This window comes from Mesorhizobium sp. 128a, assembly GCF_053848025.1.
In genome coordinates this window covers 73,876-97,224 of sequence record NZ_JBSPKY010000013.1, presented here as the reverse complement: position 1 = coordinate 97,224, position 23,349 = coordinate 73,876, and the positions used below count along the sequence as shown (strand labels likewise).

The window sequence follows — 23,349 nt, the reverse complement described above, 5'->3', positions numbered from 1 at the left end:
GATGGGTTTCGACCTGATGGTGAAGCGGATTTACGGGCCACCCGCACCCGATGACGGGCAGCGGGTTCTGGTCGACCGCATCTGGCCGCGCGGCGTTCGCAAGGAAGATGCCGCGCTGACACTGTGGCTGAAGGAGATCGCGCCGAGCGATGAACTGCGCAAATGGTTCGGGCATGAGCCAGCGCGCTGGGCGGAATTTCGCGAGCGGTATCGGGCTGAACTGGATGCAAATGGCGAAGTGGTGGCGCAGTTGTGTGCCCTGTTCGGCGAAGGAAAGGTGACGCTGCTCTACGGCGCGCATGACGAAGTGCATAACAACGCCGTGGCGCTGGCGGGGTATCTCTTGAAGAACTGAAGCAAACAACGGCGTGCAAACGCTGGCGATTGGCGAAAGCTGCGGCGCCGTCCAATCTCCCCCCTTGCGGGGGAGATGCCTGGCAAGGCAGAGGGGGGTGCTGTCCCTCCGGCCTGACAAACGGCAGCCACATGCGCCGGAACAATCTGTCGAGGTTGGCGATCCGTCACACCCCCCTCTGGCCTGCCGGCCATCTCCCCCGCAAGGGGGGAGATTGGCTGTTTCAACGCCTCGCGCCCTACTTCACCGCCGCCTCATAAGCATCACCTTGAACCCGACCAAAATCCGGTCCCCCACCTCCAGCACCGGCCGCTTTATCATGGTCGGGTTGGCCAGCATCAGCTTCTTGGCCTTGTTCTCGTCGAGACCTTGCTTGTCCTTGTCGGCCAGCTCGCGAAACGTCGCACTGCCCTTGTTGAGCAGCGGCTCCCATCCGACCTTGCCGACCCAGCCATCCAGCTTAGCCGCATCGATCCCTTCGGCCCGGTAATCATGGAACCGGTAAGGCACATCATGGCCCTCCAGCCACGTGCGTGCCTTCCTGATCGTGTCGCAGGTGGTGATGCCGTACATTGTGATGGTCAAAACGCGCTTCCCCTGGTCTTACCGTCGAATCCGCCGGACAGCCTAAAACCGCCCTCCCCGCTTTGCCAGCATCCCGACCGCCATCAGCGCATTTGTAGGCCTTGTCAATACTAAGGAATTTTCCTAAGTGTTGTAAAAATCGGAAAGGGAAAGTCATGGCGAGGATCGTTGTGTCGGAATTGATGTCCATCGATGGCGTGACGGAAGCGCCGGGTGGTGAGCCGGGCTACCGGCACACCAACTGGGTCGGCAAGCGCCACGAGGCCGGCATGATCGAATACAAGTTCCAGGAGGTGCTGGACCACGAAGCCCTGCTCATCGGCCGGGTGACCTATGAAAGCTTCGCCGGCAGCTGGCCGACCTACAAGGGGCCATTCGCCGACCGGATGAACGGCATGGCGAAATATGTCGTCTCCTCGACGCTGAAGAACCCGGCTTGGAACAACACGACCGTCCTGCAAGGCGAGCCGATGGACGCGATCCGCAAACTCAAATGGGAGATGAAGAGCGATATCGTGGTTGGCGGCAGCCGCATGCTGGTTAACGCGCTCAAGCAGCACGATCTCGTCGACGAATATCGGCTGATGGTGTTCCCCGTCATCCTTGGCAGCGGCGCGCAGCTTTTCGACAGGACGGAGGACGCGACCGACCTCAAGCTGGTCGACACACGCACCTTCGGCAATGGGGCCGTGGTGCTCACCTATCACGTGGAGCGGGCATCGTGATGACCGGTTTGCAACCCACCACGCCAACCCTTCCGCCGATCGACGGCATCTTCCGCGCGCTGGCCGACCCGACACGGCGGCGCGTGGTCGAGCGGCTGAACCGCAGCCCGGCCTCGGTCAGCGAACTGGCGCAGCCTTTCGAGATGGCGCTGCCTTCCTTCATCGGGCATCTCAAAGTGCTGGAAGGCTGCGGGCTGGTGCGATCGGAAAAGATCGGCCGCACCAGGACGTATCAGCTGGCGCCCGAGCCGCTGCAGCTCGCCGAAACCTGGCTGGCCGAACAGCGCACGCTGTGGGAGCGCCGTCTCGATCAATTCGACGCCTATGTGATGAGCCTCAAGGAGCAGGAAAAGTGAGCTATCCCTTCAAGCCCGACCCCAGACTGGATCTGATCCTGGAGCGCAAGCTCGACGCGCCGCGCGAACTCTTGTGGCGAGCCATGACGGTGCCGGAGCATGTCAAGCAGTGGTTCACGCCAAAGCCCTGGCTGATCACCGATTGCGAGATCGATCTCAGGCCTGGCGGACTGTTCCGCACACGCATGCAGTCGCCCGACGGCAAGGAGGTCAACGACCGTCACTGCTGCTATCTCGACATCGTGGAGAACGAGCGCTTGGTGTGGACCGATGCGCTGCTGCCAGGCTATCGGCCATCAGGCGAGCCCTTCATCACCGCGGTGATTTCCCTTCAGCCGGACGGCAAAGGCACGCGCTACACGGCCACCGCTATCCACCGCGATGAGGCCACCCGCAACAGCCATGAAGAGATGGGCTTCTTCGACGGCTGGGGCACGGTGGCCGATCAGCTGGCGCAGTATGTGACGACGATTTGAGCTTTTTCACATGGCAGCCGGGACGTTGTCCCGGCCGTCTGATTTTTGGATTATGCAGCGAAGTGAACTGGAAGCCGGTCCGGCCTCAATAGCACCTCAATAGTAGAAGCGCTCTTCGGTGATCTTGCCGTTCTTGACCGTGTACAGGCCAACCTCGTCCATGGTGACACGCTCGCCTGTCGCCTTGGGCGTTATGTCGAACTTGAAGCGCACGGCAAACTGGTCGCCGTTGACATAGGGGCCCTCGACCGAGCCGCCATGGACTTCATTGTTCGCTTGCCACCACTCGCCCTTTTGCCTGAGAGCCTCCTTGCCGCGGGCGATGGCCATTGGCCCCTCCATGGCTTCGAGGCTGACAATATCATCGGCATTGTATTTTTCACCAGCACCCAGGTGATCGCCCTGCTGGAGCAGTTCGGTGAAATCCTTGGCAATATCCGCGATGGTCATTTGTGTTCCTCCTGTTCAGACTGATTTGAAGTAGGGAAGCGCTTGCCGGTCCGCCACCGTCAGGCAGCTAGATAGCTGACAGTGTGTGTCAGGACGATAGGTATAGCGCGGCTATGTGACGGCGATTTGGGCGGGCGCCGACGGCGACGCCGGTTGCAGACACAAGTCAAGTCCGCAATGCTAGGTGCATGTGCAACCTCTACAACATCACGACCACACAAGAGGCGATCCGCCAATGGACTCGCGCACTGCGCGATATCAGCGGCAACCTCGAACCTTCGGTCGACATCTATCCCAATCAGCTCGGTCCGGTCGTTCGCAACACGGCGGACGGGGAGCGTGAGCTGGCGAAACTGCTTTGGGGTTTGCCAACGCCGCCCGAGCGCATGAAAGGCAAGGCCGACTACGGCACGACCAACGTTCGCAATCCGCAATATTCGCACTGGCAGCAGTATGTCGGCGTCGAGCACAGATGTGTGGTCCCGGTGACCAGCTTTGCCGAACCTAGCCCGACACCGAACGACAAAGACCCGGAAACGGGGATCCAGCGCAATTACTGGTTTGCCCATGACGAAAGCCGACCGCTGTTTTTCTTCGCTGGTTTCTGGACCCCTTGGCAGGGCGTGCGAAGGGTCAAGGATGGTCCCGGCGATTTCGAGCTATACGCATTCATGACAACCAAGCCTAATGCCCTCATCGCGCCAATTCATGAGAAGGCCATGCCGGTGATCCTGACGACGCCGGAAGACACTGAGGCCTGGTTGACAGCTCCATGGTCAGAAGCACGGCATTTGCAGCGGACAGCGCCCGACGACGCATTGGTGATCGTTGAGAAGCCAGCCACACAGATCAAGTTCCCACCGCAGGCGCCAGCGCAAGGGTCTCTGTTCTAACGGGGTTCTAACGGGATCGACTCTCCTCAATCGTCGTCTCGCCAGATCACCCGACGGACCATGCGGATTTCGACAAGGCGTCTGACGCGAATTTTCAAGCGCTCAGCAGCGCTCGGCAAAATTATGCTGGCATCAAGCTCGCGAAGCTTACAGCGCTCGCACCGCATATGCCGTTCGACGTCCCAGAAGGGAATGTCACCAACAAGCTTCGCGAGATCGCCAGGCAGATAGTGACGAGTGATGTTGCAGTTCCGGCACCGGACTCGGACGAGCTGCCCGACTTCGTGCGCGAGGCACAAGGTCTGCACATTTCGGCGCGGTCGGCTGCTGAGTTCCGGCATCGGCCAACCTAGGAATGTATTCCTTGCCGAGTCAATTCCTACTTAGTTCCATGGTTCTTTTGTTCACAGCCGGCGGCCGCGGTCGACCGGTGACAAGGGTAGCGAGGAGATCAGCTGGCGAGCATAGGACAGTTGGCGCCACGGCGCAGACTGATATGCGCCATGTCGCCGACGCTGAACTGAAAACCCTGGCGTGGTGCGTCGATCACGATCGGTGCGCCTTTTTCGAGCTCGGCGTGCAGGCGCAAGGTGCGGCCGTGAAAGACGACCGAGTTGACACGCACGGGCGCTGTGCCGGCGGCGGCCTCGGTCGCCACCAGCAAGTCTTCGGGACGCACGCCGATGGTGCGCATGGCGCCTTCGCCCGGCAGCTCGCCGGTTTCGGACGTCGCTTCCAGCGGCAGGCCACTGGCGCTGAACCGCAGCCGCGCGCCGTCGCGGCCGACAAAGCGCGACTGCAAGAGGTTCATCGTGCCGATGAAGCTCGCCACGAATTTCGTCGCCGGCCGGTCATAGAGCGTGGCCGGCGGCGCGATCTGCTCGATGCGGCCCTTGTTCATGACGACGATACGGTCGGAGATCGACAGCGCTTCGGTCTGGTCGTGGGTGACCATGACGAAGGTGGTGCCGAGCCGCGACTGCAGCCGCTTCAGCTCGACCTGCATCTGTTCGCGCAGATGCGCGTCGAGCGCCGATAGCGGCTCATCGAGCAGCAGGACGCGCGGCTCGCAGACGATGGCGCGGGCAAGGGCAACGCGCTGGCGCTGGCCGCCCGACAGTTCGGAGACGCGGGCGCCGATCTTGTCGGCGAGGCCGACCATGTCGAGCGCTTCTCCGACACGCTTGGCCTGTTCGGTGCCTGAAAGCTTGCGCAGCGACAGGCCGAAGGCGACATTCTCAGTGACGTTCATATGCGGGAACAGCGCATAGTCCTGAAACACGGTGTTGACCGGCCTGTCGAAGGGCCTCAAGCCGGTGATGTCGCGACCGTCGAGCAGGACCTTGCCGCTGGACGGGCTTTCGAAACCGGCAATGACGCGCAGGCTGGTGGTCTTGCCGCAGCCGGAGGGACCAAGCAGCGTGATGAACTCGCCGCTGGTGATGTCGAGATCGACGGCGTCGAGCCCGACAATGCCGCCGGGAAAAACCTTCGAGACCGCCTGCAGCCGGACGAGAGGATCAGGCGCCATCGCGCACCTCGGACGGTTTCGTGGTGTTGACCCAGAGGATCTCGCAGCGTTCGATGCCGGGATTGCGGAAGGCATGCAGAAGCGTGCTCTTGAAGGCAAAGGAGTCGCCGGCCTTCAGCACATATCTTGTCGAATCCACCACCAGTTCGACCTCGCCCGACAGCACGTAGCCGAATTCATGACCGATATGCGCATAGGCCTCGGCGGTGCCGCCATCGGCTTCCACAGTTACAAGCAGACCCGTCAGCGTCGCGCCCGGCGGCGACAGCAGCGCCTTGGCGATGCCTTCGGACTTGACCGGGATCTGCCGCCTCTTGTCGGCGCGCACGCAATAGAGGTCGTTGCCGGCATCGTTGCCGTCGGTGATCAGCGCCGAAGGCTCGATGTCGAGGGCGGCGGCGAGCGGCCAGATCACCTTGACGCGCAGCGAAGACAAGCCACGCTCGATCTGGCTCAGCGCCCCGATCGACACGCCGGCCTTCGCCGCAAGCTCGGCCAGCGACAGATTGCGCTCCAGCCTGAGCGCCCGCACGCGCCGGCCGACGCGGATGTCGGCATCGTCCTTGGGTTTTGCGGCGGCTTCGTCGAGCATGTCCATGCATTGGTCCTTGTTTCCCTTCCCTTCTCCCCCTGTGGGAGAAGGTGGATCGGCGCGATAGCGCCGAGACGGATGAGGGGTGTTCCAGGGAAAACCAGCGTCTCACTCCGCTGGAACACCCCTCATCCGCCGCCTTCGGCGACACCTTCTCCCACAAGGGGAGAAGGGGGAGCTTTATCCCCCAGCCTTCACCTTCTCGAACATCTTCGCCATATCGTCGTTCTGCTTCATCGGGCCGGTGAAGATCGTCGACTTCAGCATCACTTCCGGATCCGCCGGCAGCTGCAGTTTGTCGAGCTCGTCCTTGCCCACGCCGGCGAAGGCGGTGCTCAGCGAGCTGCCATAGCCGTAGGACTGGATCAGGTACTTACCTGAGTCGGCATCCAACCGGCTGTTGATGAAGTCATAGGCGAGATCGACATTCTTGGCGTCCTTGAGCATGACGAAGCCGCAGGCCCAGGTCAGCATGCCCTCTTTCGGCTTCATGAACTCGACCGGCACGCCCTGCTTCTTCAGTGAGGTGGCCGACGCATTCCAGGTCATGGCGGCGACCAGTTGGCCGCTGGCCAGCGCCTGCTCCACCGAGGTCATGTCGGTGGTGTAGTTGGAGAGCAACGGACGCTGCTCGCGCAGTTTTTCCGCCACCTTGTCCATTTGCTCCGGCGTCATGTCGAATGGATTGACGCCGGCGAGCAGCGCGGCAACGATCGGGGTGTCGTGCACGGCATCGATCGTTGCCATGCGGCCGGCATATTGCTTGTCCCACAGAAGATTCCAGCTCGCTTCCGGGTTCTTCACCAGATCGGTACGGTAGAGGATCGAGGTGTTGCCCCAATCCCACGGCACCATCCAGACCTTCCCGTCGCCGGCCTGGATGTCAGGCAGGTTCTTGAACACCGGGAAGATCGAATCCCAGTTCTTGATGCGCTTGGTGTCGATCGGCTGCAGCAGGCCTTCCTTGTTCCAGCGTGCCACCTTGTCGTAGCAGGGATGCGCGATATCGGGGCGGAAGCCGGCCTTGACCTTGGTGAAGGCATCGTCGTCATCGCCGAAGATCGAGGCCTCGACGCCATCGGGATGGGCTGTCAGGAAGCTCTTGTTGAAATCGGGCAGTTCATAGCCCGACCAGGTGAAATATTGCAGCTTGTCGGCGGCGAAGGCGACGGTCGACGACAGGACGATTGCAAGTGCGGCAAGCCCGGTGCGGGCTGTCTTTCCAGTGATCGATTTCAGCCCAGCAATTGATTTCACATTGTATGCCATTTCGGTTCTCCTCTCTTGTTATGGTTCAGGCTGGATTGGCAGGCGCGGGCCGACGGGCTGCATTGAGGCCGCGGTGGCGCAGGATTTCGGCTAGGCCGGCGATGATGAAGGACACGGTGAGGATCGCTGTCCCCAGCGCCATCACGGTCGGCAGCGAGCGGGGGAAGCGCAGCTGGCTCCAGATGTAGAGGGGCAGCGTCGGCTCGGTGCCGGCGAGGAAGAAGACGACGATGAATTCGTCGAAAGAAATCAGGAACGCCAGCATGAAGGCCGAGATGATGGCCGGCAGCGCGAGCGGCAGCATCACCCGCCTGAACGTGGTCCAGTCGGAAGCGCCGAGATCGAGTGCGGCCTCGCGGATGGTTTTCGGGATGGCGGCAAAGCGGCTGCGCATGATCACCACCGTCGTCGGCAGCGCCACCAGTATGTGGCTGAGAACGATGGCGATGCGCGACGGGCCGAGGCCGATGAGATTGACGAGGATAAGCAGCGATATGCCGACGATAACGCCCGGGATCAGGATCGGCAGCCTGGAGATGGCGCTGATCGTGGCGGCCAGCGGCGAGCGGCCGTAGAGGTCCATATAGGACACGGTGATGCCGCAGAGCGTCGCGCCGGCAGCGGCCACAACGCCGATGACGAGGCTGTTCAAAAGCGCGCCGGACAGCGCCGGATTGCCATAGAGCGTGGCATACCATTCGAGCGTAAAGCCCTGTAGCGGAAACGCCGCCTGGATGGAGTTATTGAACGAAAACAGCGGGATCAACAGAACCGGCAGATAGAGAAAGACGAGATAGGCGATGACGTAGACGCCAAGCCAGCGACCGCCTTCGGTGCGCGCTGCGCTCATGTGCGGCTGCCGAATTTGCGGTCGGCGAAGCGCACGACCAGCACCACGCAGAGGATGACCAGCATCACGGCGACGGAGAGTGCGGCGCCGAACGGCCAGTCATTGGCCTTGCCGAATTGAGACTGGATCAGCGAGCCGATCATGGTGCTGGCCGGGCCGCCGACCATGGCCGGGGTGACATAGTCACCGACCGTCGGCACGAAGACGACGAGGGCTGCCGCCAGCACACCTGGCATCGAGTTCGGCAGCACGACGCGGCGAAACGCGGTGAAGGGTCTGGCGCCGAGGTCGGAAGCGGCTTCGAGCAGCGATTTCGGAATGGTGTCCAGCGCCACATAGATCGGCAGGATGGCGAAGGGCGCATAGGCATGCGCCAAAGTGACAACGACCGCGGCCGGCGTGTTGAGGAAGGCCAAGGTCGGCTCCGACCAGATGCCGCTTTCGATCAGCGCCGAGTTCAAGACGCCATTATAGGCGAGCACGATCTTCCAGGCGAAGACGCGCAGGAGATAGCTGGTCCAGAACGGCAGCGTCACCAGAAACAAAAGCAGGCTGCGGCGGCGGCCGGCATGGAAGGCGAGATAGTACGCGACGGGATAGGCGGTGACGACGGTTACCAGCGTCACCAGTCCGGCGATCACCAGCGAGCGCAGCGTCACCGTCCAGTAGAGCGGATCGGCGACCACGGTGATGAAATTGTCCGCCGTGAAACCGGCGCCGAGCAGCGAACCGTCATTGCCGCGCAGGGCGAGGAAGAGCACCAGGCCAAGTGCAAACAGGATCAGGAAGAAGGTGACCAGCCCACCCGGCAGCAACATGGCGAAGCGGAAGCCCCGGGCGGCCCCTGCTGGCGCTTCTGTTGCAACGATGGTCGACATCAAGCTGCTCAACGGAAATGTGAAATCGACTTAGATTTTTTCATATTCCTGAAACTGTCAAGCTGAATCCGCCGGCGTTCAACGGCCGGACAAGGATCAGCGCTCGAAGGCATCCAGCATCCGGTACCAGGCGATGGTCGCGGCGACGCCGACCTGCCGGAAGGCGTGGAACGGGATCGGCCGGATCGGCGACAAGGGGAACGGCAATTGGTTGGCATCGCCGTTCGCCAGATAGCCCGCCATGCGTTTTCCCAACGCGCTCATCAGGCCGACACCCCTGCCCTGGCAGCCGACCACGGCGAGCAAGCCCTTTTCGGGCTCGTGGATGTGCGGGAGATGATCCGGCGTCATCGCCACGCGGCCAAACCAGCGCTTCTCGATGGGAATATCGGCGAGCGCCGGATAGAGCCGCACCAGTGCGCGCTGCAAGTGGCCCCAGTCCGCTTCGCTTGAAGGCAGCGCCATGCGACCGCGGCCGCCAAGCACCAGCCGGCCGTCAGCACTCCTGCGGTAATAGACGAGGATGCGGCGCGAGTCCGATACCGCCTGCCCTTCCGGCAGGATCGTCGCCGCAAGGTTGGACGACAGCGGCGCCGTTGCGATCTGAAAGGAATGCAGTGGCACGATCGTCTCAGCGAGGCCCGGCAGCAGCCGATCGGTATAAGCGTTGGTTGCCAGGACAACCGCCTTGGCGCTCACTTCAGTGCCGTTTTCGGTCGAAACACGCCAAAGGCCGGCGTCCTTAGCGAGTTTCAGCACCTTATGTCGCTCGGCAATGCTGACGCCGGCAGCAGCGGCGATGCGCGCCAGTTCCGCCGTGTAGGCGAGCGGATCGATGATGCCGGCGCGGCGGTCGAGCCAGCCGCCGAGATAACCTTGCGCGCCGGTCATCGCCGCGATCTCGCTTTGGCCCAGGAGCTGGACATCGGCGCCGCGCGCGCGCCATTGCCGATCCCGGTTCGCTGCTGCTTTCAAAGCGGTCTCGGTGTGCGCGGCCTGGATCCAGCCATTGCGCGTGAACGGCACCGCCAGCTTTTCGTCACGGATCAGGTCGAACACCGTATCCGCCGTCGAGGCGGCGAAATCGACCAATGCCTGGCCACGCCCGGGGCCGAAATGCTCGAGCAGCCATTCGGGATCGTATTTCAGGCCGGGAATGACCTGGCCGCCATTGAGACCCGAGGCACCCTGACCGATCCCGCCGGCCTCCAGCACCTGGACGCCGAGGCCAAGCCGCGCGGCATGCAAGGCCGTCGATAAGCCCATAAAACCGCCACCGACGATGACGACATCGACTGGCTTGCCGTTGGGAATCAGCGACTGGAATGCGGATGCGGTCTTTGGCTTTTGCCAGATCGGAACGGAGAATGGCGCGGGCAATGATTCACCTGGCGTAGGGCGGGAAATGAAAATTCTAGTAGTCATTTCATTTTTTTGAAAGAGCACGCTTCATGTCAGCACCGACAATTGGCTGCGCCACGGGATAGACCTTTGCCCGGAATCCGGTGAAAGTGCCGCGCCGTTCCGGCCAGTTCGACAATTCAAAGGACCGTAAGCCATGACGAACCCAACGCAGCTTCCCGCCGACGGGCTCTTCATCGGCCGCGCCAAGACAACCGATGCCGCGCATCCGCTGGTGGTCACGGTGCGCGACGGTACGGTCTTCGACATCACCTCCGCCACCGCTCCGACCGTGCGTGACGTCTGCGAGATGGCCGATCCGGCCGGCTATGTCAGCTCAGCCAAGGGCAAAGCGATCGGCTCGCTCGACGCGATTGCCGCCAACAGTTTTCAGGCCACCCGCGATCCGGGCAAGCCCTATCTGGTCTCGCCCGTCGACCTGCAGGCGGTGAAGGCGTCGGGCGTGACTTTCGTCGTCAGTCTGCTCGAAAGGGTCATCGAGGAGCAGGCGCGCGGCTCGGCCGAAAAGGCCGATGCAATCCGCGCCGACATCGCCGGGCTTATCGGCCACGACCTGTCGAAGCTGAAACCCGGTTCGCCGGAGGCGATGGAGATCAAGGCCAAGCTCATCCAGCGCGGAGCCTGGTCGCAATATCTGGAAGTCGGCATCGGCCCCGATGCCGAGATCTTCACCAAATGCCAGCCGATGGCCTCGGTCGGCTTCGGCGCCGATGTCGGGCTGCACCCGGTGTCGACCTGGAACAATCCGGAGCCGGAGATCGCGATGATCGCCGCCAGCACCGGCAGGATCGTCGGGGCCACCATCGGCAATGACGTCAATCTCAGGGATGTCGAAGGGCGATCGGCGCTGCTGCTCGGCAAGGCCAAGGACAACAATGCCTCGGCGTCACTCGGTCCGTTCATCCGGCTGTTCGACGCAACCTTCTCCATCGACGACGTAAAGCAGGCCATCGTGCGCCTCAAGGTCGAGGGCGAGGACGGGTTTTCGCTGGAGGGCGAGAGTTCGATGGCCGAGATCAGCCGCTCGCCTGAAGAGCTGGTCGCGGCCGCCATGGGACCACACCACCAGTATCCGGATGGGCTGGCGCTTTATCTCGGCACCATGTTCGTTCCGTCGAAGGACCGCGGCGAAAAGGGCAAGGGGTTCACCCACAAGGTCGGCGACATCGTCACCATCTCGTCGGAGAAATTCGGCGCGCTGGTCAATCGCGTGCTTCTGTCGCCAGATTGCCCGCACTGGACCTACGGCGCCAGCCATCTCATGCGCGATCTCGCCAAGGCCGGCCTTCTCTGATTTTTTTGAGCGACGTGACCCTGTTCGGCATCGACGCCACATGGAGCCCCTTCATGATCGGTGCCGTGATGCTACTTGCCCTGGGGCTCGACCGGTTGGTCAGGCTGCTGCGGAACCGCCGGGCCGCGCGCCTTCACGAAAATCTGCACGCCTGAGCTTCAGCACCCCCGCCTGCCGGGAAATATCTCCACGAACTGATGCGATCTGATGGGATCGCTGATGGCGTGTTGCATCGCGCCACCATCCATTGGGCGGATGGAGGCTTGCCATCGGCCGGAAAAGAAGATGCTCTGAGCATCCGGGTCGGCGCTGGCAGGAGGATATGATCGGGGCATGGCCCGGATCATCGCCGGACGTGGAGGTCGTTTTTCAACATGGGAGGAAGCAAATGCTGACGAGGCTACGATTACTCGTGCTTGGCCTAATTGTGGCGCTGGCCATTCCGGCGGCGGCGCAAGCCAAGACGTTCTACTGGATTTCGCATGGTGGCCCGGCCGACCCGGTCTGGACCTACTTCCTGGCCGGCGCCAAGCAATGGGCGAAGGATACCGGCAACACCGTCAACACCTCGTTCCACAATGGCGACGTCGCCTCGCAGCAGGAAGCGGTACGCGCCGCGATCTCGGCCAAAGCCGATGGCATCGTCACCACCAGCCCCGATCCGGGCAGCCTGATCGAGATCGCCAAGGAGGCCAACACCGCCAAGATTCCGATCATCAATTTCAACACGCCCGATCCGAAGGCCAGCTTCAACGCCTATGTCGGCGGCGACAACGTCACCTTCGGCAAGCATTGGGCACAGTATCTGGTCGACAAGGGCCTGGTGAAGAAGGGCGACTTCGTCTGGATGCCGGTCGAGATCCCCGGTGCCACCTATGGCGTCCAGGAAGAAGAAGGCATCAAGAGCGTCTTCGAGCCGCTCGGGATCACCTATGAGATCACCGAAGCGACGCTCGACCAGGCCGAAGCCATCAACCGCATGGTCGACTACCTCACCGCCAACAAAGCCAAGGTCAAGGCGATCATCGGCCTCGGCGATCTGGTCACTGGCTCGATCAAGCGGGTGTTCGACCAGGCCGGCATCAAGCCGGGCGAAATCCCGGTCGTCGGCTGGGGCAACTCGCTCGACACCACCCAGGAAGTGCTGACCGGCTACGTCAATGCCGGCCAATGGCAGGACCCGCAGGCGACCAGCTACGTCGCACTGTCGCTCGCCAACATGGCTGCCTCAGGCATTCCTCCGGGCTTCAATGTCATCACCGGCGCGCTCTATGAAAAGGACACGGCGCAGGTCTACGACGACATCCTGTCCGGCAAGTAATCCAGACCTGGAAACAGTCGCGACCGCATCGGCGGCCGCGACTGTCCTGCCGTTCCGCCGAGCCTTCGCAGACAATGCGCAGGGTCTCAGCCCCTTCCCTTCCTGTCGTGGGTTATCAGTGGAAAACCGTTCGCTCATCCAACGCCTGATCGCGAGGCCGGAATTCGGGCCGTTCGTGCTGCTCATCGTCGAAATCGCGGTGTTCTGGAGCATCAACCACGATTTCCTGTCGCCGCAGAACATCTCCAACACGCTGGCCTTCACCGTCGAGCTCGGGCTGATCGCGCTGGCCATGACGCTGTTGATGACATCTGGCGAATTCGACCTTTCGGTCGGCTCGCTGTTCGGCTTTTCGCCGGTGCTGATGTGGACGCTGTTCAACAGCGGCCTGACCTCGCTGGAAGTCGGCTTCCTCGCCGCCCTGCTGGTCGCCGCCCTCATCGGCCTGGTCAATGGCTGGTTCGTCACGCAGCTCAAGATCCCGTCCTTCCTGGTTACGCTCGGCATGCTCCTGGTGGTGCGCGGCACGGCCTTGTTCGTCACCGATGGCTTTCCGCAACGCACCTGGAGCGCGGAAGGCAGCTGGCTTGCCGAAGCGCTGGTCGGCGATTTCTTCATCGGGCCGTTCCGCATCTACATGTCGCTGTTCTGGTTCATCGCGGCGGCAGCGATCCTCGGCTACGTGCTGACGCAAAGCCGCACCGGCAACTGGATCCAGGCAGCCGGCGGTAATCCCAATGCAGCCCGCGCACGCGGCGTCAACGTCAACGGCGTCAAGATCGGCCTGTTCATCCTGTCGTCGCTGATGGCTTCGCTTGCCGGCGTCATCTCCTCGCTGCGTACGTCGGCCGCCAACCCCAATAGCGGCACCGGCTACGAGCTCGAAGTCATCGCCATGGTGGTGATCGGCGGCACGGCACTGACCGGCGGCCGCGGCACCATCGTCGGCACGGTGTTAGGCATCCTGATCCTGCGCGTCATGCGCAACGGCATCGTGCTGATCGGCGTGCCCGGTCTCGCCTATAACATCTTCATCGGCGCCATCATTCTCGGCATGATGGCGCTCCATTCATGGCTCGAACGCCGGCATCAGGCAGGGACTTGAGAACCATGGCTGAACCGCTCATCCGCATGACCAACATCAAAAAGTCCTACGGGCGCGTACAAGCGCTCGAGGACGCCAATTTCCATGTCAACGAAAGGGAGATTGTCGGCCTGCTCGGCGACAATGGCGCCGGCAAATCCACACTGATCAAGGTGCTGTCGGGCGCGGTGCCACTGACCAGCGGCGACATCTTCATCCGCGGCAAGAAGGTCAATCTGCGCTCGACCAGCGACGCCATCGCGCAGGGCATCGAAACGATCTACCAGGACTCGGCGCTGGTGACACAGCTGTCGATCGCGCGCAATCTGTTCCTCGGCCGCGAGCCCATCAAGCCACCGCGCTTCTTGAACCGCATGGATCAGGAGGCGATGAATGTGGTCGCCCGCGATCTGCTGAAGCAGGTCGGCATCTCCAAGAACATCCCGCCGACGACGCCGATCGGCTCGCTGTCGGGCGGCGAGCGGCAGGCGGTTGCCATCGCCCGCGCCATGCATTTCGACAGCGACCTGATCATACTCGACGAGCCGACCAACAATCTCGGCGTCGCCGAGACGCAAGGCGTGCTGAGCTTCGTGCGCAACGCGCGCGATTCCGGGCATTCCTGCATCTTCATCGCGCACAACATCCATCACGTCTTCCAGGTGGTCGACCGCATCGTCGTCATGCGCCGGGGCAAGGTAGTGGCCGACGACATCGACCCGAAGAAGACCACGGTCGCCGAGGTGGAGCGCATCATCACCGGCATGTCGGACAAGGAAATCCGCGACGCCATCGTTGAAGGCAAGCCATCGCACGGCTGAACCGTCTTCGCGCCGTCTGGCACGGAAACGCATCCGCTCTAACTCGTTGTGGAGCATGATCTTTCGGACAAAACGGTTCCCGTTTGTCCGACAAAACCGGTTCCCACTTTTCGGGATCATGCTCTATGACTGTGACCATGAAAGCCACCGTTTCGGACATAGCCAGGAGTTGCGGCCTGTCGACTGCGACCGTCGACCGGGTGCTGAACAACCGCGCCGGCGCAAGTGCGGCCAACCGGCAGCGGGTGATGGAGGCGGCCAAGCAGCTCGGCTATCTGCCCGTGGTCGACCAGGTGACGCTGCCGTCGCGGCCGGCGCATCTCGAATTCTTCCTGCCGCTCGGCGCCAACGGCTTCATGATCGACCTTGCCGGCCACATCGAGGACTATGCGGCGCGGTTGCCGCTCGTCGCCTCCTGCCGCATCCATAGTCTTGCCGGCATCTCGCCCAACGCGCTCCAGGCGGCGATCGAAAACATCTCGCTGAAGGCGAACGGCGTCGGCGTCATCGCCGTCGACCATCCGCGAACGCGCAACATATTGCGCGACGTCGTCGAGGCCGGCATCCGGCTCGTCACGCTGGTCTCCGACGTTCCGGCAGCGCCACGTTCGGCCTATGTCGGCATCGACAACCGGGTCGCCGGGCGCACGGCGGCACTGTTGATGGGGCGCTTCCTCGGCGGCCGCCAGGGTCATCTGGCGATGGTTGTCGGATCACGCTCGTATCGCGGGCATGAGGAGCGCGAAATGGGCTTCCGTTCGGTGCTGGCAGAGGAATTTCCCAACCTGACTGTTACCAGCGCAGTGGAGATCAATGACGAGCCGGAGGGCAGCTATGCGGCGACGATGCAGGCGCTGCACAACGAGCCGGACCTGCTCGGCATCTATTGCGTCGGCGCCGGACGCTCAGGTGTGGCGCGCGCCCTGCTTGAAGTCAGGCCAAAGAAGAAGCCGGTGTTCATCTGTCACGACCTGACGAAGGAGACGCGCGGTTATCTCGTCGACGACCTCGCCGATGTTGTCATCGACCAGAATGCGCGGCTCATCGCCGAGCAATCGGTGATCCGCCTGCTCGGCTCGATCGCGTCTTCCGCACCCTATCTGACGAAGAAGTTCATCGAGCCGCGGCTGATCTTCAAGGAAAATGTGCCGGTGCAGTGAATTTGCGGCGTGGCGGCTTGTCTATTTGTCCGACAAGTCGGGGTAGCTGCCGCAAATCTGCACAGCAGCTATGCATCTTTTATGGTTGCCGAATCATTAAGCAACTCGTACGTATTGGTGGTCGGCCATCTACTCCTCCCAGATGCGATGCCGGCGTTGAGTGCGGTGCACCTCCTCCCGCGCCGTATTCGAAATCAAGCCCGCTGCCACCTCCTCCCGGCAGCGGGCTTTTTCTTTTCCAGGTGAATTTGAAGCTGAGCGGAGGGCTTCGCAAACAGCCGCAGCCCCGCCGGATGACGAGGAACTCCAGCTCTGAGGCGGTACCTCAGCGCGCTCTGAAAGAGCTGATCAGGCCTTCGGCCATGCTCACGAATTGGGTGCTGGGACCTTGGCAGCCCATCGTCTGCACGCTGACGCGCGCACCTTCGAACAGCAACGACAGCGTGTCGGCGAGAAGCTCGGCCTGACCGATGCCGGCATCGCGGCACAGCGTAACGAGGCGATCACGCTGGGCGCTCTTGAGCTCCTTGATCACGCTCCTCGCCGGATGGTTCGGCTCGGTCAGTTCGACGGCGGCGTTGGCCATGTCGCAGCCGCGCCCGTCGGCGGCGAGCATGTTGGCGACCTTGCGGACCCAGGCGTGCAATTGCGCCAGCTTGTCGCCGGGGTGCTCCGCCTCGAACTCATCCCATATCGCGGCGCCCTTGGCAGCCGAAGCGCGCAGGCACTGGATGATGAGTTCGTCCTTGGACTCGAAATGACGGTACAGCGTCATCTTGTTGGTGCCGGCGGCTTCCGTGATGGCGTCGACGCCGACGCCCTTGATGCCATGCTTGTGAAACATGTCCTGCGCCGTTTCCAGGATTCGATCCCGGGGGCGCACACGATCCGTAATGCCGTCTGCCATCGCAGTCTCCTTGTCTCCCTAAAAATTCGGTTCACCTCTTGACTAGGGTGTTACCGGTCTGTAACTATCCAGATGTTACTTACTGGTAACACCTATGTCGGCTTCCGTCAATAACAAGGCCGTGAACTGGTCCTGCCGGGCCAGGATAGGTGAAAAACTGAAAATCATGCGGCTCCGGCCGGTGAAGTGATGAAAACGGTTCGCGATCATTCGATGCGAACGCTGGAATGGAGACGCTCCAATGTCGCAGCGCAAGGATTTGACCATCGATGAAGCCATCCGGGATCCGATGATCCGGCTGGTGATGAAGGCGGACCGCGTCAACCCGCGCGCCTTCGAAGCGATGCTGAGGACGGTGGCCGATGAGCAAGGCCTCAGCGGGCCGGCGCCGTCTTCGTACTTTTTGCAGGACCCGGGCTCAGTGCGCACCAGGCGGCTCGCCCGGTCTGCCCATTCTTTTAAAGAGGCCCATTCGTTTAAAGAGGCATGCTTGTCGTGGTAAATTTTTTCATCCATCGTCCGATTTTCGCCTCGGCGATCGCCATCATCATGGTGCTCGCCGGGACGATTTGTTATTTCCTTTTGCCGGTCTCGCAGTTTCCCGACATCACGCCGCCGCAGGTTGTGGTCAGCGCGCATTATCCGGGCGCCAGTGCACAAGTGGTTGCCGATACGGTGACGACGCCGCTGGAGCAGCAGATCAACGGCGTCGAAGGCATGACCTACATGTCGTCGTCGAGCTCCAATGACGGCTCCTCGACCATCACCATCACTTTCGATGTCGGCTATCCCCTGAGCACCGCGGCCGTCGACGTCCAGAATCGCGTCTCGCAAGCCGCCTCGTCGCTGCCGGCGATCGTCAACCAGGGCGGTGTGACGATCAAGAAGCAGAACCCGAACTTCGTTCTCATCGTCAACCTGACCTCGCCCGACAAATCGGTCGACCCGGTGGCGCTGTCGAACCTTGCCTATCTGCAGATCGTCGATCCATTGAAGCGGCTGCAAGGCGTCGGCGACGTGCAGATCTTCGGCGAGCGGCGCTATTCGATGCGCGTCTGGCTCGACCCGGACAAGCTCGCCAACCTCGGCATCACCGCCGTCGACGTCCAGAACGCTATTTCGGAACAGAACGTCCAGGTGGCCGCCGGCAAGATCGGCCAGTCGCCGGCGCCCGCCGGGACCGCCTTCGAAATGCAGGTCAACGCCGTCGGCCGCCTGAGCGACCCTAAGGAATTCGGCGACATCGTCGTGCGCGCCAATACGGACACCGGTTCGCTAGTGCGGCTGCGCGACGTCGCCCGCATCGAACTCGGCGCGCTGCAATATTCATCGTCGGCCTTCTTCGGCAAGGACCCGACCGTGGTGCTCGCCGTCTACCAGATGCCCGGTTCCAACGCGCTCGATCTGCAGCAGCGCGTCAAGGACAAGATGCAGGAGTTGTCGGCCCGTTTCCCCAAGGGCGTTTCCTATGCCATGCACTACGACACAACGCGCTTCGTTTCGGCCTCGATGCATGACGTGCTGATCACGCTCGGCGAAGCGCTGGTGCTCGTCGTGGCCGTGGTGTTCATCTTCCTGCAAAGCTGGCGCACGACGATCATCCCGACCATCGCCATTCCGGTGTCTCTGGTGGCGACGATGGTCGTCATGGAGATGCTTGGCTTCTCGCTCAACATGCTCTCTCTGCTCGGCATGGTGCTAGCCATCGGCCTCGTCGTCGATGACGCCATCGTGGTGGTCGAAAATGTCGAACGACAATTGGAGGCCGGGCTGAAACCGCTGGCGGCGACCAAGGCCGCCATGGCCGAAGTCACCGGACCGATCATCGCCACCACCGCGGTGCTGATGGCCGTCTTCGTGCCGGTCGCCTTCATTCCCGGCGTCTCCGGCAAACTCTACAACCAGTTCGCGCTGACAGTGGCGATCTCTGTCGGCATCTCGGCCTTCAATTCGCTGACGCTCAGCCCGGCGCTGAGTGCCGCCTTCCTGCGCCATCGCGGCGAGACGCAGTTCGCGCCGTTCCGCTGGTTCAACACGGGCTTCGACAAGCTGTCGCATGCCTATGCCCACGGTGTGCGCATCCTCATCCGGCTGCGCTGGATCATGCTCGGCCTGTTTGCGGCCGGTCTGGTGGCGACGTACTTCGTCTGGCAAAAACTGCCCTCGACCTTCCTTCCGGTCGAGGACCAGGGCTACTTCTTCGTTGTCATCCAGCTGCCAGACGGCGCCTCGCTGGAACGCACCGACGCGGTGGCGCAGAAGGCGCGCGATATATTGCAGGCGACGCCCGGCGTCGACATTGTCGGCTCGATCAGCGGTCTGAACTTCCTGACCAGTGCGGCGCAGTCGAACTCGGCCGTCGAGTTCGCCATCCTGAAGCCCTGGGAAGAGCGCGGCCCCGACCAGAGCGCTTCAAAACTCGTCGCCGATGTGCGCGGCAAGCTGATGCAGATTCCGGAAGCCTTCGCGCTGTCCTTCGATCCGCCTTCGATCCCGGGTATCGGCACCACGGGCGGATTCGAATTCGTCGTCGAGGATCTCACCGGTCGCGGCAGCCAAGCCCTCAACGATGCGACGCAGGCCGTCATCGCCGAGGCGCGCAAGCAGCCGGAAATCAATCCGCAGCAGTTGTTCTCGCCGTTCTCGACCTCGACGCCGCAGTTCAACTACGACCTCGACCGCAGCAAGGCCAAACTGCTGGGCCTCAACCTGCCTGACGTCTTCAACACGCTGCAGATCTATCTCGGCTCGCTCTACGTCAACGATTTCAACCTGTTCGGCCGCACCTTCCGGGTGACCATCCAGGCCGACAAGGATGCACGCGCGGGTGCGGCCGATATTTCGCGGCTCTATGTGCGCAATGCGTCCGGCGGCATGGTGCCGCTCTCGACGCTGGGCAAGCTGGTGCCGTTCGTCGGCCCTGAAACCGTGCCGCACTACAACAACAACGCCTCGGCCACTATCAATGGCGGCGCAGCCCCCGGCTTCTCGTCGGGCCAAGCGGTCGCCGCTATGGAGAGGGCCGCGGCCACCGCTCTGCCCAGGGATTTCGGTTTCGAATGGACCGGCATCACCTTCCAGGAGCTCAAGGCAGGATCGATCGCGTCGGTCGTCTTCGGCCTCGCCATCGTCTTCGTCTTCCTGATCCTGGCGATGCAGTATGAAAGCTGGGCGATGCCGTTCATGGTGCTGCTGGCGGTGCCGCTGGCGCTGTTCGGCGCCTTCGCGGCCCTGTTCCTGCGTGGCATGCAGATCGACGTCTACTCGCAGATCGGCTTCGTCATGCTGATCGGTCTGGCGGCCAAGAACGCGATCCTGATCGTCGAGTTCGCAAGGCGACGGCGCGAGGAAGGCTTGAGCATTGTCGACGCGGCGATGGAAGCCGCGCGGCTTCGGCTGCGGCCGATCCTGATGACGGCCTTCGCCTTCATCCTCGGCGTGCTGCCGCTGATGTTTGCGACAGGTGCGGGTGCTGCAAGCCGGCAATCGATCGGCACCACCGTCTTCGGCGGCATGGTCGCAGCGACAATCCTGTCGCTGGTGTTCGTGCCAGTCTTCTACGCGGTCATCGAACAGCTGCGCGAACGCCGCGAGCGCAGCGAACCCGCCGCACATGACCAGGACCATGGTGACCAGGACAATAATGAACCGACTGCCGAACCAGCGCTCGTGCGACTGGCCGAAGCAGCCGAATAGAATTGGAGACCAAAATGCGTAAATGGAAAATTGCTTTGGGAACGGCCGTCGCCCTGGGGGCGATCTCGGTGGCAAGCGTTCATTTCCTCGACATGGCCAATCTCAGCCTCAATGCCGGAACGGCGGCAGCGACGCCGGCGCCAGCGGCATTCGTCATGCCGGTGCCGGTGGCAAGCGTGGTCAAGAAGACGATCCCGATCTATCTCGACTACGCCGCCCGCATCGAACCGATCCGCAGCGTCACCTTGCAGGCCCGCGTGCCCGGTTACCTCGAGGAACAGACGGCTGAGGACGGCGCGGACGTGCGCAAAGGCGACCTGCTCTACAAGATCTCGCCTGACGACTTCCGGGCGGCTCTCGACCAGGCCAAGGCCGAGGTCCAGCGCGACCAGGCGACGCTGGACTATGCACGTTCCAATCTCGGCCGCGGCTCCGAGCTCGCCAAGAGCGGCTACCTCGCCAAGGATGGGTTCGACCAGCGCACCAGCACCTTGCGCCAGGCCGAGGCCTCGCTTGCCGTCAACCAGGCCGCGGTGCGGACGGCCGAGCTCAATTTGAGCTATGCCGAAATCCACGCGCCGTTCGCCGGCCGCGTCGGACGCAACCAGGCTTCGGTCGGCACGCTGGTCAGCGTCGCCGGCACGGTGCTGAACACGCTGGTGCAGCTCGACCCGATCTACGTCACCTTCAATCCGAGCGAGACCGATCTGGCCGAGATCGAGCAGGCCCGCGCGGCCGGCCCGATCGAGGTCGAGGTGCTGCTGCCGGGCCAGACCGAAGCCAGCCAGAAGGGCGAACTCACCTTCATCGACAACACGGTCGACCACTCGACCGGCACGATCACGGCGCGCGCCACCATCGGCAATGCGAAATTCTCGCTGCTGCCGGGCCAGTATGTGCGCGTTCGGCTGCATATCAAGCAGCTGCCCGACGCGCTGATGGTGCCGCAGGTGGCGCTGGGTTCGAGCCAGCTCGGCAAATATGTCTATGTCGTCGGCAAGGGCAACACGGTCGACCAGCGGATCGTGTCGCTTGGCGCGACCAGTGGCGACCTCGTAGCCGTCCTCAGCGGCGTTGCCGAAGGCGACCAGGTGATAACGGGCAATCTGCAGAAGATCGGACCAGGAATGCCGATCTCGCCCTTGCCCCAGGAAAAACCGGCCAGCTGATAACCCCCATCGGCCCCGGTTCTGTGACGCCCTCGGCACCCACGCCGAGGGCGTCGTTTTGCTAAGCTGCACCTGTCGCAATATCGAGCTTGGCAACAATGCCCTCTGGCTGACGCGGCGTTCATAGCGATAGTATCGTCGAAGAGCATCCTCCTATCGGCACACCGACGAAAGAAAGCCCATGGCAGCAAACACGACGGCTTTGTACATCGATTGCACGGGCCTGACGGTCTATATGACACGCGACGCCTTGCGGAAACTGGCCGATGAGTTGTCAAGGATAAGCGAGGCACCACCTCAAGAGTGTTTTGAGGTACATGTGCGAAGCGCTTTTTCTGAATTTGATGAGAATGACAATTATTCAAGCCCGGCTTTGAGGTCTGGCGACGGACTGGCTGCCATGATCGAGGGGATGCACGCCGGGGCTGTCAAAGATGCAATCGAAAGAGGCGAAGAATCGGCCGATGCCCTGCCTTCTCCGTTCGAGCTGACTTTCATGCATGTCAGCCCAGAGGCGGTCGAGAAAGTGGCAACGCAGCCTGACGACCAGGCGGTTGCCGATTGAAACGCCCCGGCAAAGGCGGACGTCACGGTGGAGTTTTGCCAAGCAACGCGAGTAATCCGGCGATATCGGCGCGTTCTGCCTTCGCCGGCAGCATGAAGGCGCAATAGGGCTGACCGAGCCGCACGGAGACCTGTGAGAGCGCGATCAGGCGGCCGGCTTTCAGATCGGCGCTCGCCATCGTCTTCTGGCCAAGCGCGACCCCCAGCCCCAGCCTCGCCGACGATATCACCAGGCTGGACAGGCCGACACGGCGGCCATGCGAGGGGTCGGGCGCGCGGTTGCCGCCGACGGCAGCGAACCAGTCCGCCCAGCTTGGATGCGAGGCGTAGTTGGGACCCCAGTTGGTGTGGATGAACTGGCTTTCATGCATATCCGCCAGGACGTCGCCGTGGCGCTTGAGGAAATCGGGCGACGCGACCGGCAGCACCTCGTCATGTACCAGACGCACCATCCGCAGCGCCGGATAGTGATAGTCGCCATAGGAGATGCGCAGGTCGATGTTCTGGCGCACGACATCGACCGGATCGTCCTCGACGCGGATGTCGATGGCCATTTGCGGGAAGCCGTTGAGCAGTTCCGCCAGCCGGGGTGCCAGCCACAATTCGGCCAGCGAGAACGGTAGGCTGACGACGAGACGGGGCCGCACACCACCTTCCAGCATGCGCCGGCCGACCGCCGCTATGTCGCCCAATGCCTTCGCCGTCTGCGGGTAGATGGCATGGCCGGCATCGGTGAGCGTGATGCGGTTGCCGTTGCGCACGAAAAGCTGCTTGCCGAACCAGCTTTCAAGATTGCGTATCTGCTGGCTGATGGCGGCGGACGAGACGCCGAGTTCAGTGGCGGCGAGCGTGAAGGAGCCGGCGCGCGCGGCGACCTCGAAGGCCCGCACGGCGTTCAAAGGCGGGAGCTTTTCCATACCGCTTCCTCAATTTTTTCTTGTGCAACCCTAA

At 62.5% G+C, this 23,349-nt stretch carries 24 protein-coding genes and 1 pseudogene; 15 read left to right on the top strand and 10 right to left on the bottom strand.

Features of this window, described 5'->3' with window-relative positions; genetic code table 11:
* Nucleotide 1: 1 nt before the first annotated feature.
* On the top strand, nt 2–355 hold the full coding sequence (locus tag ACWTU9_RS21480; protein ID WP_455860022.1) for a DUF488 domain-containing protein: 354 nt from the start codon (nt 2–4) through the stop codon (nt 353–355).
* A 238-nt stretch (nt 356–593) separates the two neighbouring features.
* Here ACWTU9_RS21480 and ACWTU9_RS21475 read toward each other — a convergent pair.
* Nucleotides 594–940, bottom strand: a pseudogene (locus tag ACWTU9_RS21475) (ArsC family reductase).
* 155 nt (nt 941–1,095) lie between these two features.
* Between ACWTU9_RS21475 and ACWTU9_RS21470 the strand changes: the two are divergent.
* The 3 genes from ACWTU9_RS21470 to ACWTU9_RS21460 are packed head-to-tail and all read left to right on the top strand — an operon-like array spanning nt 1,096 to nt 2,497.
* Nucleotides 1,096–1,665, top strand: a complete 570-nt coding sequence (locus tag ACWTU9_RS21470) for a dihydrofolate reductase family protein (protein ID WP_455860021.1) — start codon at nt 1,096–1,098, stop codon at nt 1,663–1,665.
* On the top strand, nt 1,665–2,021 hold the full coding sequence (locus tag ACWTU9_RS21465) for an ArsR/SmtB family transcription factor (protein WP_455860020.1): 357 nt from the start codon (nt 1,665–1,667) through the stop codon (nt 2,019–2,021). Before ACWTU9_RS21470 ends, ACWTU9_RS21465 begins: the two co-directional genes overlap by 1 nt.
* Complete coding sequence (locus ACWTU9_RS21460; protein ID WP_455860019.1) at nt 2,018–2,497, top strand: SRPBCC family protein; 480 nt, start codon at nt 2,018–2,020, stop codon at nt 2,495–2,497. The genes ACWTU9_RS21465 and ACWTU9_RS21460 overlap by 4 nt, the downstream gene beginning before the upstream one ends.
* A gap of 96 nt (nt 2,498–2,593) precedes the next feature.
* Here the strand turns inward: ACWTU9_RS21460 and ACWTU9_RS21455 are convergent, their stop codons facing one another.
* Complete coding sequence (locus ACWTU9_RS21455) at nt 2,594–2,947, bottom strand: SnoaL-like domain-containing protein (RefSeq protein WP_455860018.1); 354 nt, start codon at nt 2,945–2,947, stop codon at nt 2,594–2,596.
* Between the two features lie 188 nt (nt 2,948–3,135).
* On the opposite strand from ACWTU9_RS21455, the gene ACWTU9_RS21450 reads away from it, so the two are divergent.
* A complete protein-coding gene (locus ACWTU9_RS21450) occupies nt 3,136–3,840 on the top strand; it encodes an SOS response-associated peptidase (RefSeq protein WP_455860017.1) in 705 nt (234 codons plus the stop codon).
* 451 nt (nt 3,841–4,291) lie between these two features.
* On the opposite strand, the gene ACWTU9_RS21445 is transcribed toward ACWTU9_RS21450, so the two are convergent.
* The 6 genes from ACWTU9_RS21445 to ACWTU9_RS21420 form a co-directional block, all read right to left on the bottom strand.
* Nucleotides 4,292–5,371, bottom strand: coding sequence for an ABC transporter ATP-binding protein (locus ACWTU9_RS21445; RefSeq protein ID WP_455860016.1), 1,080 nt, complete (start codon nt 5,369–5,371; stop codon nt 4,292–4,294).
* The gene (locus ACWTU9_RS21440) at nt 5,361–5,969 is read right to left on the bottom strand and encodes a cupin domain-containing protein (protein WP_455860015.1); all 609 of its coding nucleotides are present in this window, start codon (nt 5,967–5,969) and stop codon (nt 5,361–5,363) included. Before ACWTU9_RS21440 ends, ACWTU9_RS21445 begins: the two co-directional genes overlap by 11 nt.
* A 174-nt stretch (nt 5,970–6,143) precedes the next feature.
* Nucleotides 6,144–7,232, bottom strand: coding sequence for an ABC transporter substrate-binding protein (locus tag ACWTU9_RS21435; protein WP_455860014.1), 1,089 nt, complete (start codon nt 7,230–7,232; stop codon nt 6,144–6,146).
* A 25-nt stretch (nt 7,233–7,257) separates the two neighbouring features.
* A complete protein-coding gene (locus tag ACWTU9_RS21430) occupies nt 7,258–8,082 on the bottom strand; it encodes an ABC transporter permease (RefSeq protein ID WP_455860013.1) in 825 nt (274 codons plus the stop codon).
* Nucleotides 8,079–8,960, bottom strand: coding sequence for an ABC transporter permease (locus tag ACWTU9_RS21425; RefSeq protein WP_455860012.1), 882 nt, complete (start codon nt 8,958–8,960; stop codon nt 8,079–8,081). Before ACWTU9_RS21425 ends, ACWTU9_RS21430 begins: the two co-directional genes overlap by 4 nt.
* Nucleotides 8,961–9,056: 96 nt before the next feature.
* Nucleotides 9,057–10,340, bottom strand: coding sequence for an NAD(P)/FAD-dependent oxidoreductase (locus ACWTU9_RS21420; RefSeq protein ID WP_455860011.1), 1,284 nt, complete (start codon nt 10,338–10,340; stop codon nt 9,057–9,059).
* Nucleotides 10,341–10,518: 178 nt separating this feature from the next.
* Between ACWTU9_RS21420 and ACWTU9_RS21415 the strand changes: the two genes are divergently transcribed.
* From ACWTU9_RS21415 to ACWTU9_RS21390, 6 genes are all read left to right on the top strand, one after another.
* Complete coding sequence (locus tag ACWTU9_RS21415; protein ID WP_455860010.1) at nt 10,519–11,676, top strand: fumarylacetoacetate hydrolase family protein; 1,158 nt, start codon at nt 10,519–10,521, stop codon at nt 11,674–11,676.
* Between the two features lie 5 nt (nt 11,677–11,681).
* Complete coding sequence (locus ACWTU9_RS21410) at nt 11,682–11,831, top strand: hypothetical protein (RefSeq protein WP_455860009.1); 150 nt, start codon at nt 11,682–11,684, stop codon at nt 11,829–11,831.
* 233 nt (nt 11,832–12,064) lie between these two features.
* Nucleotides 12,065–12,997: a substrate-binding domain-containing protein gene (locus ACWTU9_RS21405; RefSeq protein ID WP_112565674.1), complete on the top strand. Its 933-nt coding sequence runs from the start codon at nt 12,065–12,067 to the stop codon at nt 12,995–12,997.
* Between the two features lie 118 nt (nt 12,998–13,115).
* Nucleotides 13,116–14,102, top strand: coding sequence for an ABC transporter permease (locus tag ACWTU9_RS21400; protein WP_455860008.1), 987 nt, complete (start codon nt 13,116–13,118; stop codon nt 14,100–14,102).
* Between the two features lie 5 nt (nt 14,103–14,107).
* Nucleotides 14,108–14,902: an ATP-binding cassette domain-containing protein gene (locus tag ACWTU9_RS21395; protein ID WP_112565680.1), complete on the top strand. Its 795-nt coding sequence runs from the start codon at nt 14,108–14,110 to the stop codon at nt 14,900–14,902.
* A gap of 137 nt (nt 14,903–15,039) precedes the next feature.
* Nucleotides 15,040–16,062 carry a LacI family DNA-binding transcriptional regulator gene (locus ACWTU9_RS21390; protein ID WP_455860007.1) on the top strand — a complete coding sequence of 341 codons (1,023 nt, stop codon included), beginning with the start codon at nt 15,040–15,042 and terminating at the stop codon, nt 16,060–16,062.
* A gap of 325 nt (nt 16,063–16,387) precedes the next feature.
* Here ACWTU9_RS21390 and ACWTU9_RS21385 read toward each other — a convergent pair whose 3' ends face one another.
* Nucleotides 16,388–16,969, bottom strand: a complete 582-nt coding sequence (locus tag ACWTU9_RS21385; RefSeq protein WP_455860006.1) for a TetR/AcrR family transcriptional regulator — start codon at nt 16,967–16,969, stop codon at nt 16,388–16,390.
* Nucleotides 16,970–17,210: 241 nt separating this feature from the next.
* Here ACWTU9_RS21385 and ACWTU9_RS21380 point away from each other — a divergent pair, with 241 nt between their 5' ends.
* The 4 genes from ACWTU9_RS21380 (at nt 17,211) to ACWTU9_RS21365 (ending at nt 22,399) form a co-directional block, all read left to right on the top strand.
* Nucleotides 17,211–17,471: a hypothetical protein gene (locus tag ACWTU9_RS21380; protein ID WP_455860005.1), complete on the top strand. Its 261-nt coding sequence runs from the start codon at nt 17,211–17,213 to the stop codon at nt 17,469–17,471.
* Nucleotides 17,456–20,665 (top strand): efflux RND transporter permease subunit, encoded by a 3,210-nt coding sequence (locus ACWTU9_RS21375; RefSeq protein WP_455860004.1) that lies wholly within the window; start codon nt 17,456–17,458, stop codon nt 20,663–20,665. Before ACWTU9_RS21380 ends, ACWTU9_RS21375 begins: the two co-directional genes overlap by 16 nt.
* A gap of 14 nt (nt 20,666–20,679) precedes the next feature.
* Nucleotides 20,680–21,834, top strand: coding sequence for an efflux RND transporter periplasmic adaptor subunit (locus tag ACWTU9_RS21370; RefSeq protein WP_455860003.1), 1,155 nt, complete (start codon nt 20,680–20,682; stop codon nt 21,832–21,834).
* Between the two features lie 181 nt (nt 21,835–22,015).
* Nucleotides 22,016–22,399, top strand: coding sequence for a hypothetical protein (locus tag ACWTU9_RS21365; protein WP_455860002.1), 384 nt, complete (start codon nt 22,016–22,018; stop codon nt 22,397–22,399).
* Between the two features lie 22 nt (nt 22,400–22,421).
* Here ACWTU9_RS21365 and ACWTU9_RS21360 read toward each other — a convergent pair whose 3' ends face one another.
* Nucleotides 22,422–23,315, bottom strand: coding sequence for a LysR substrate-binding domain-containing protein (locus tag ACWTU9_RS21360; protein ID WP_455860001.1), 894 nt, complete (start codon nt 23,313–23,315; stop codon nt 22,422–22,424).
* Nucleotides 23,316–23,349: the final 34 nt, after the last annotated feature.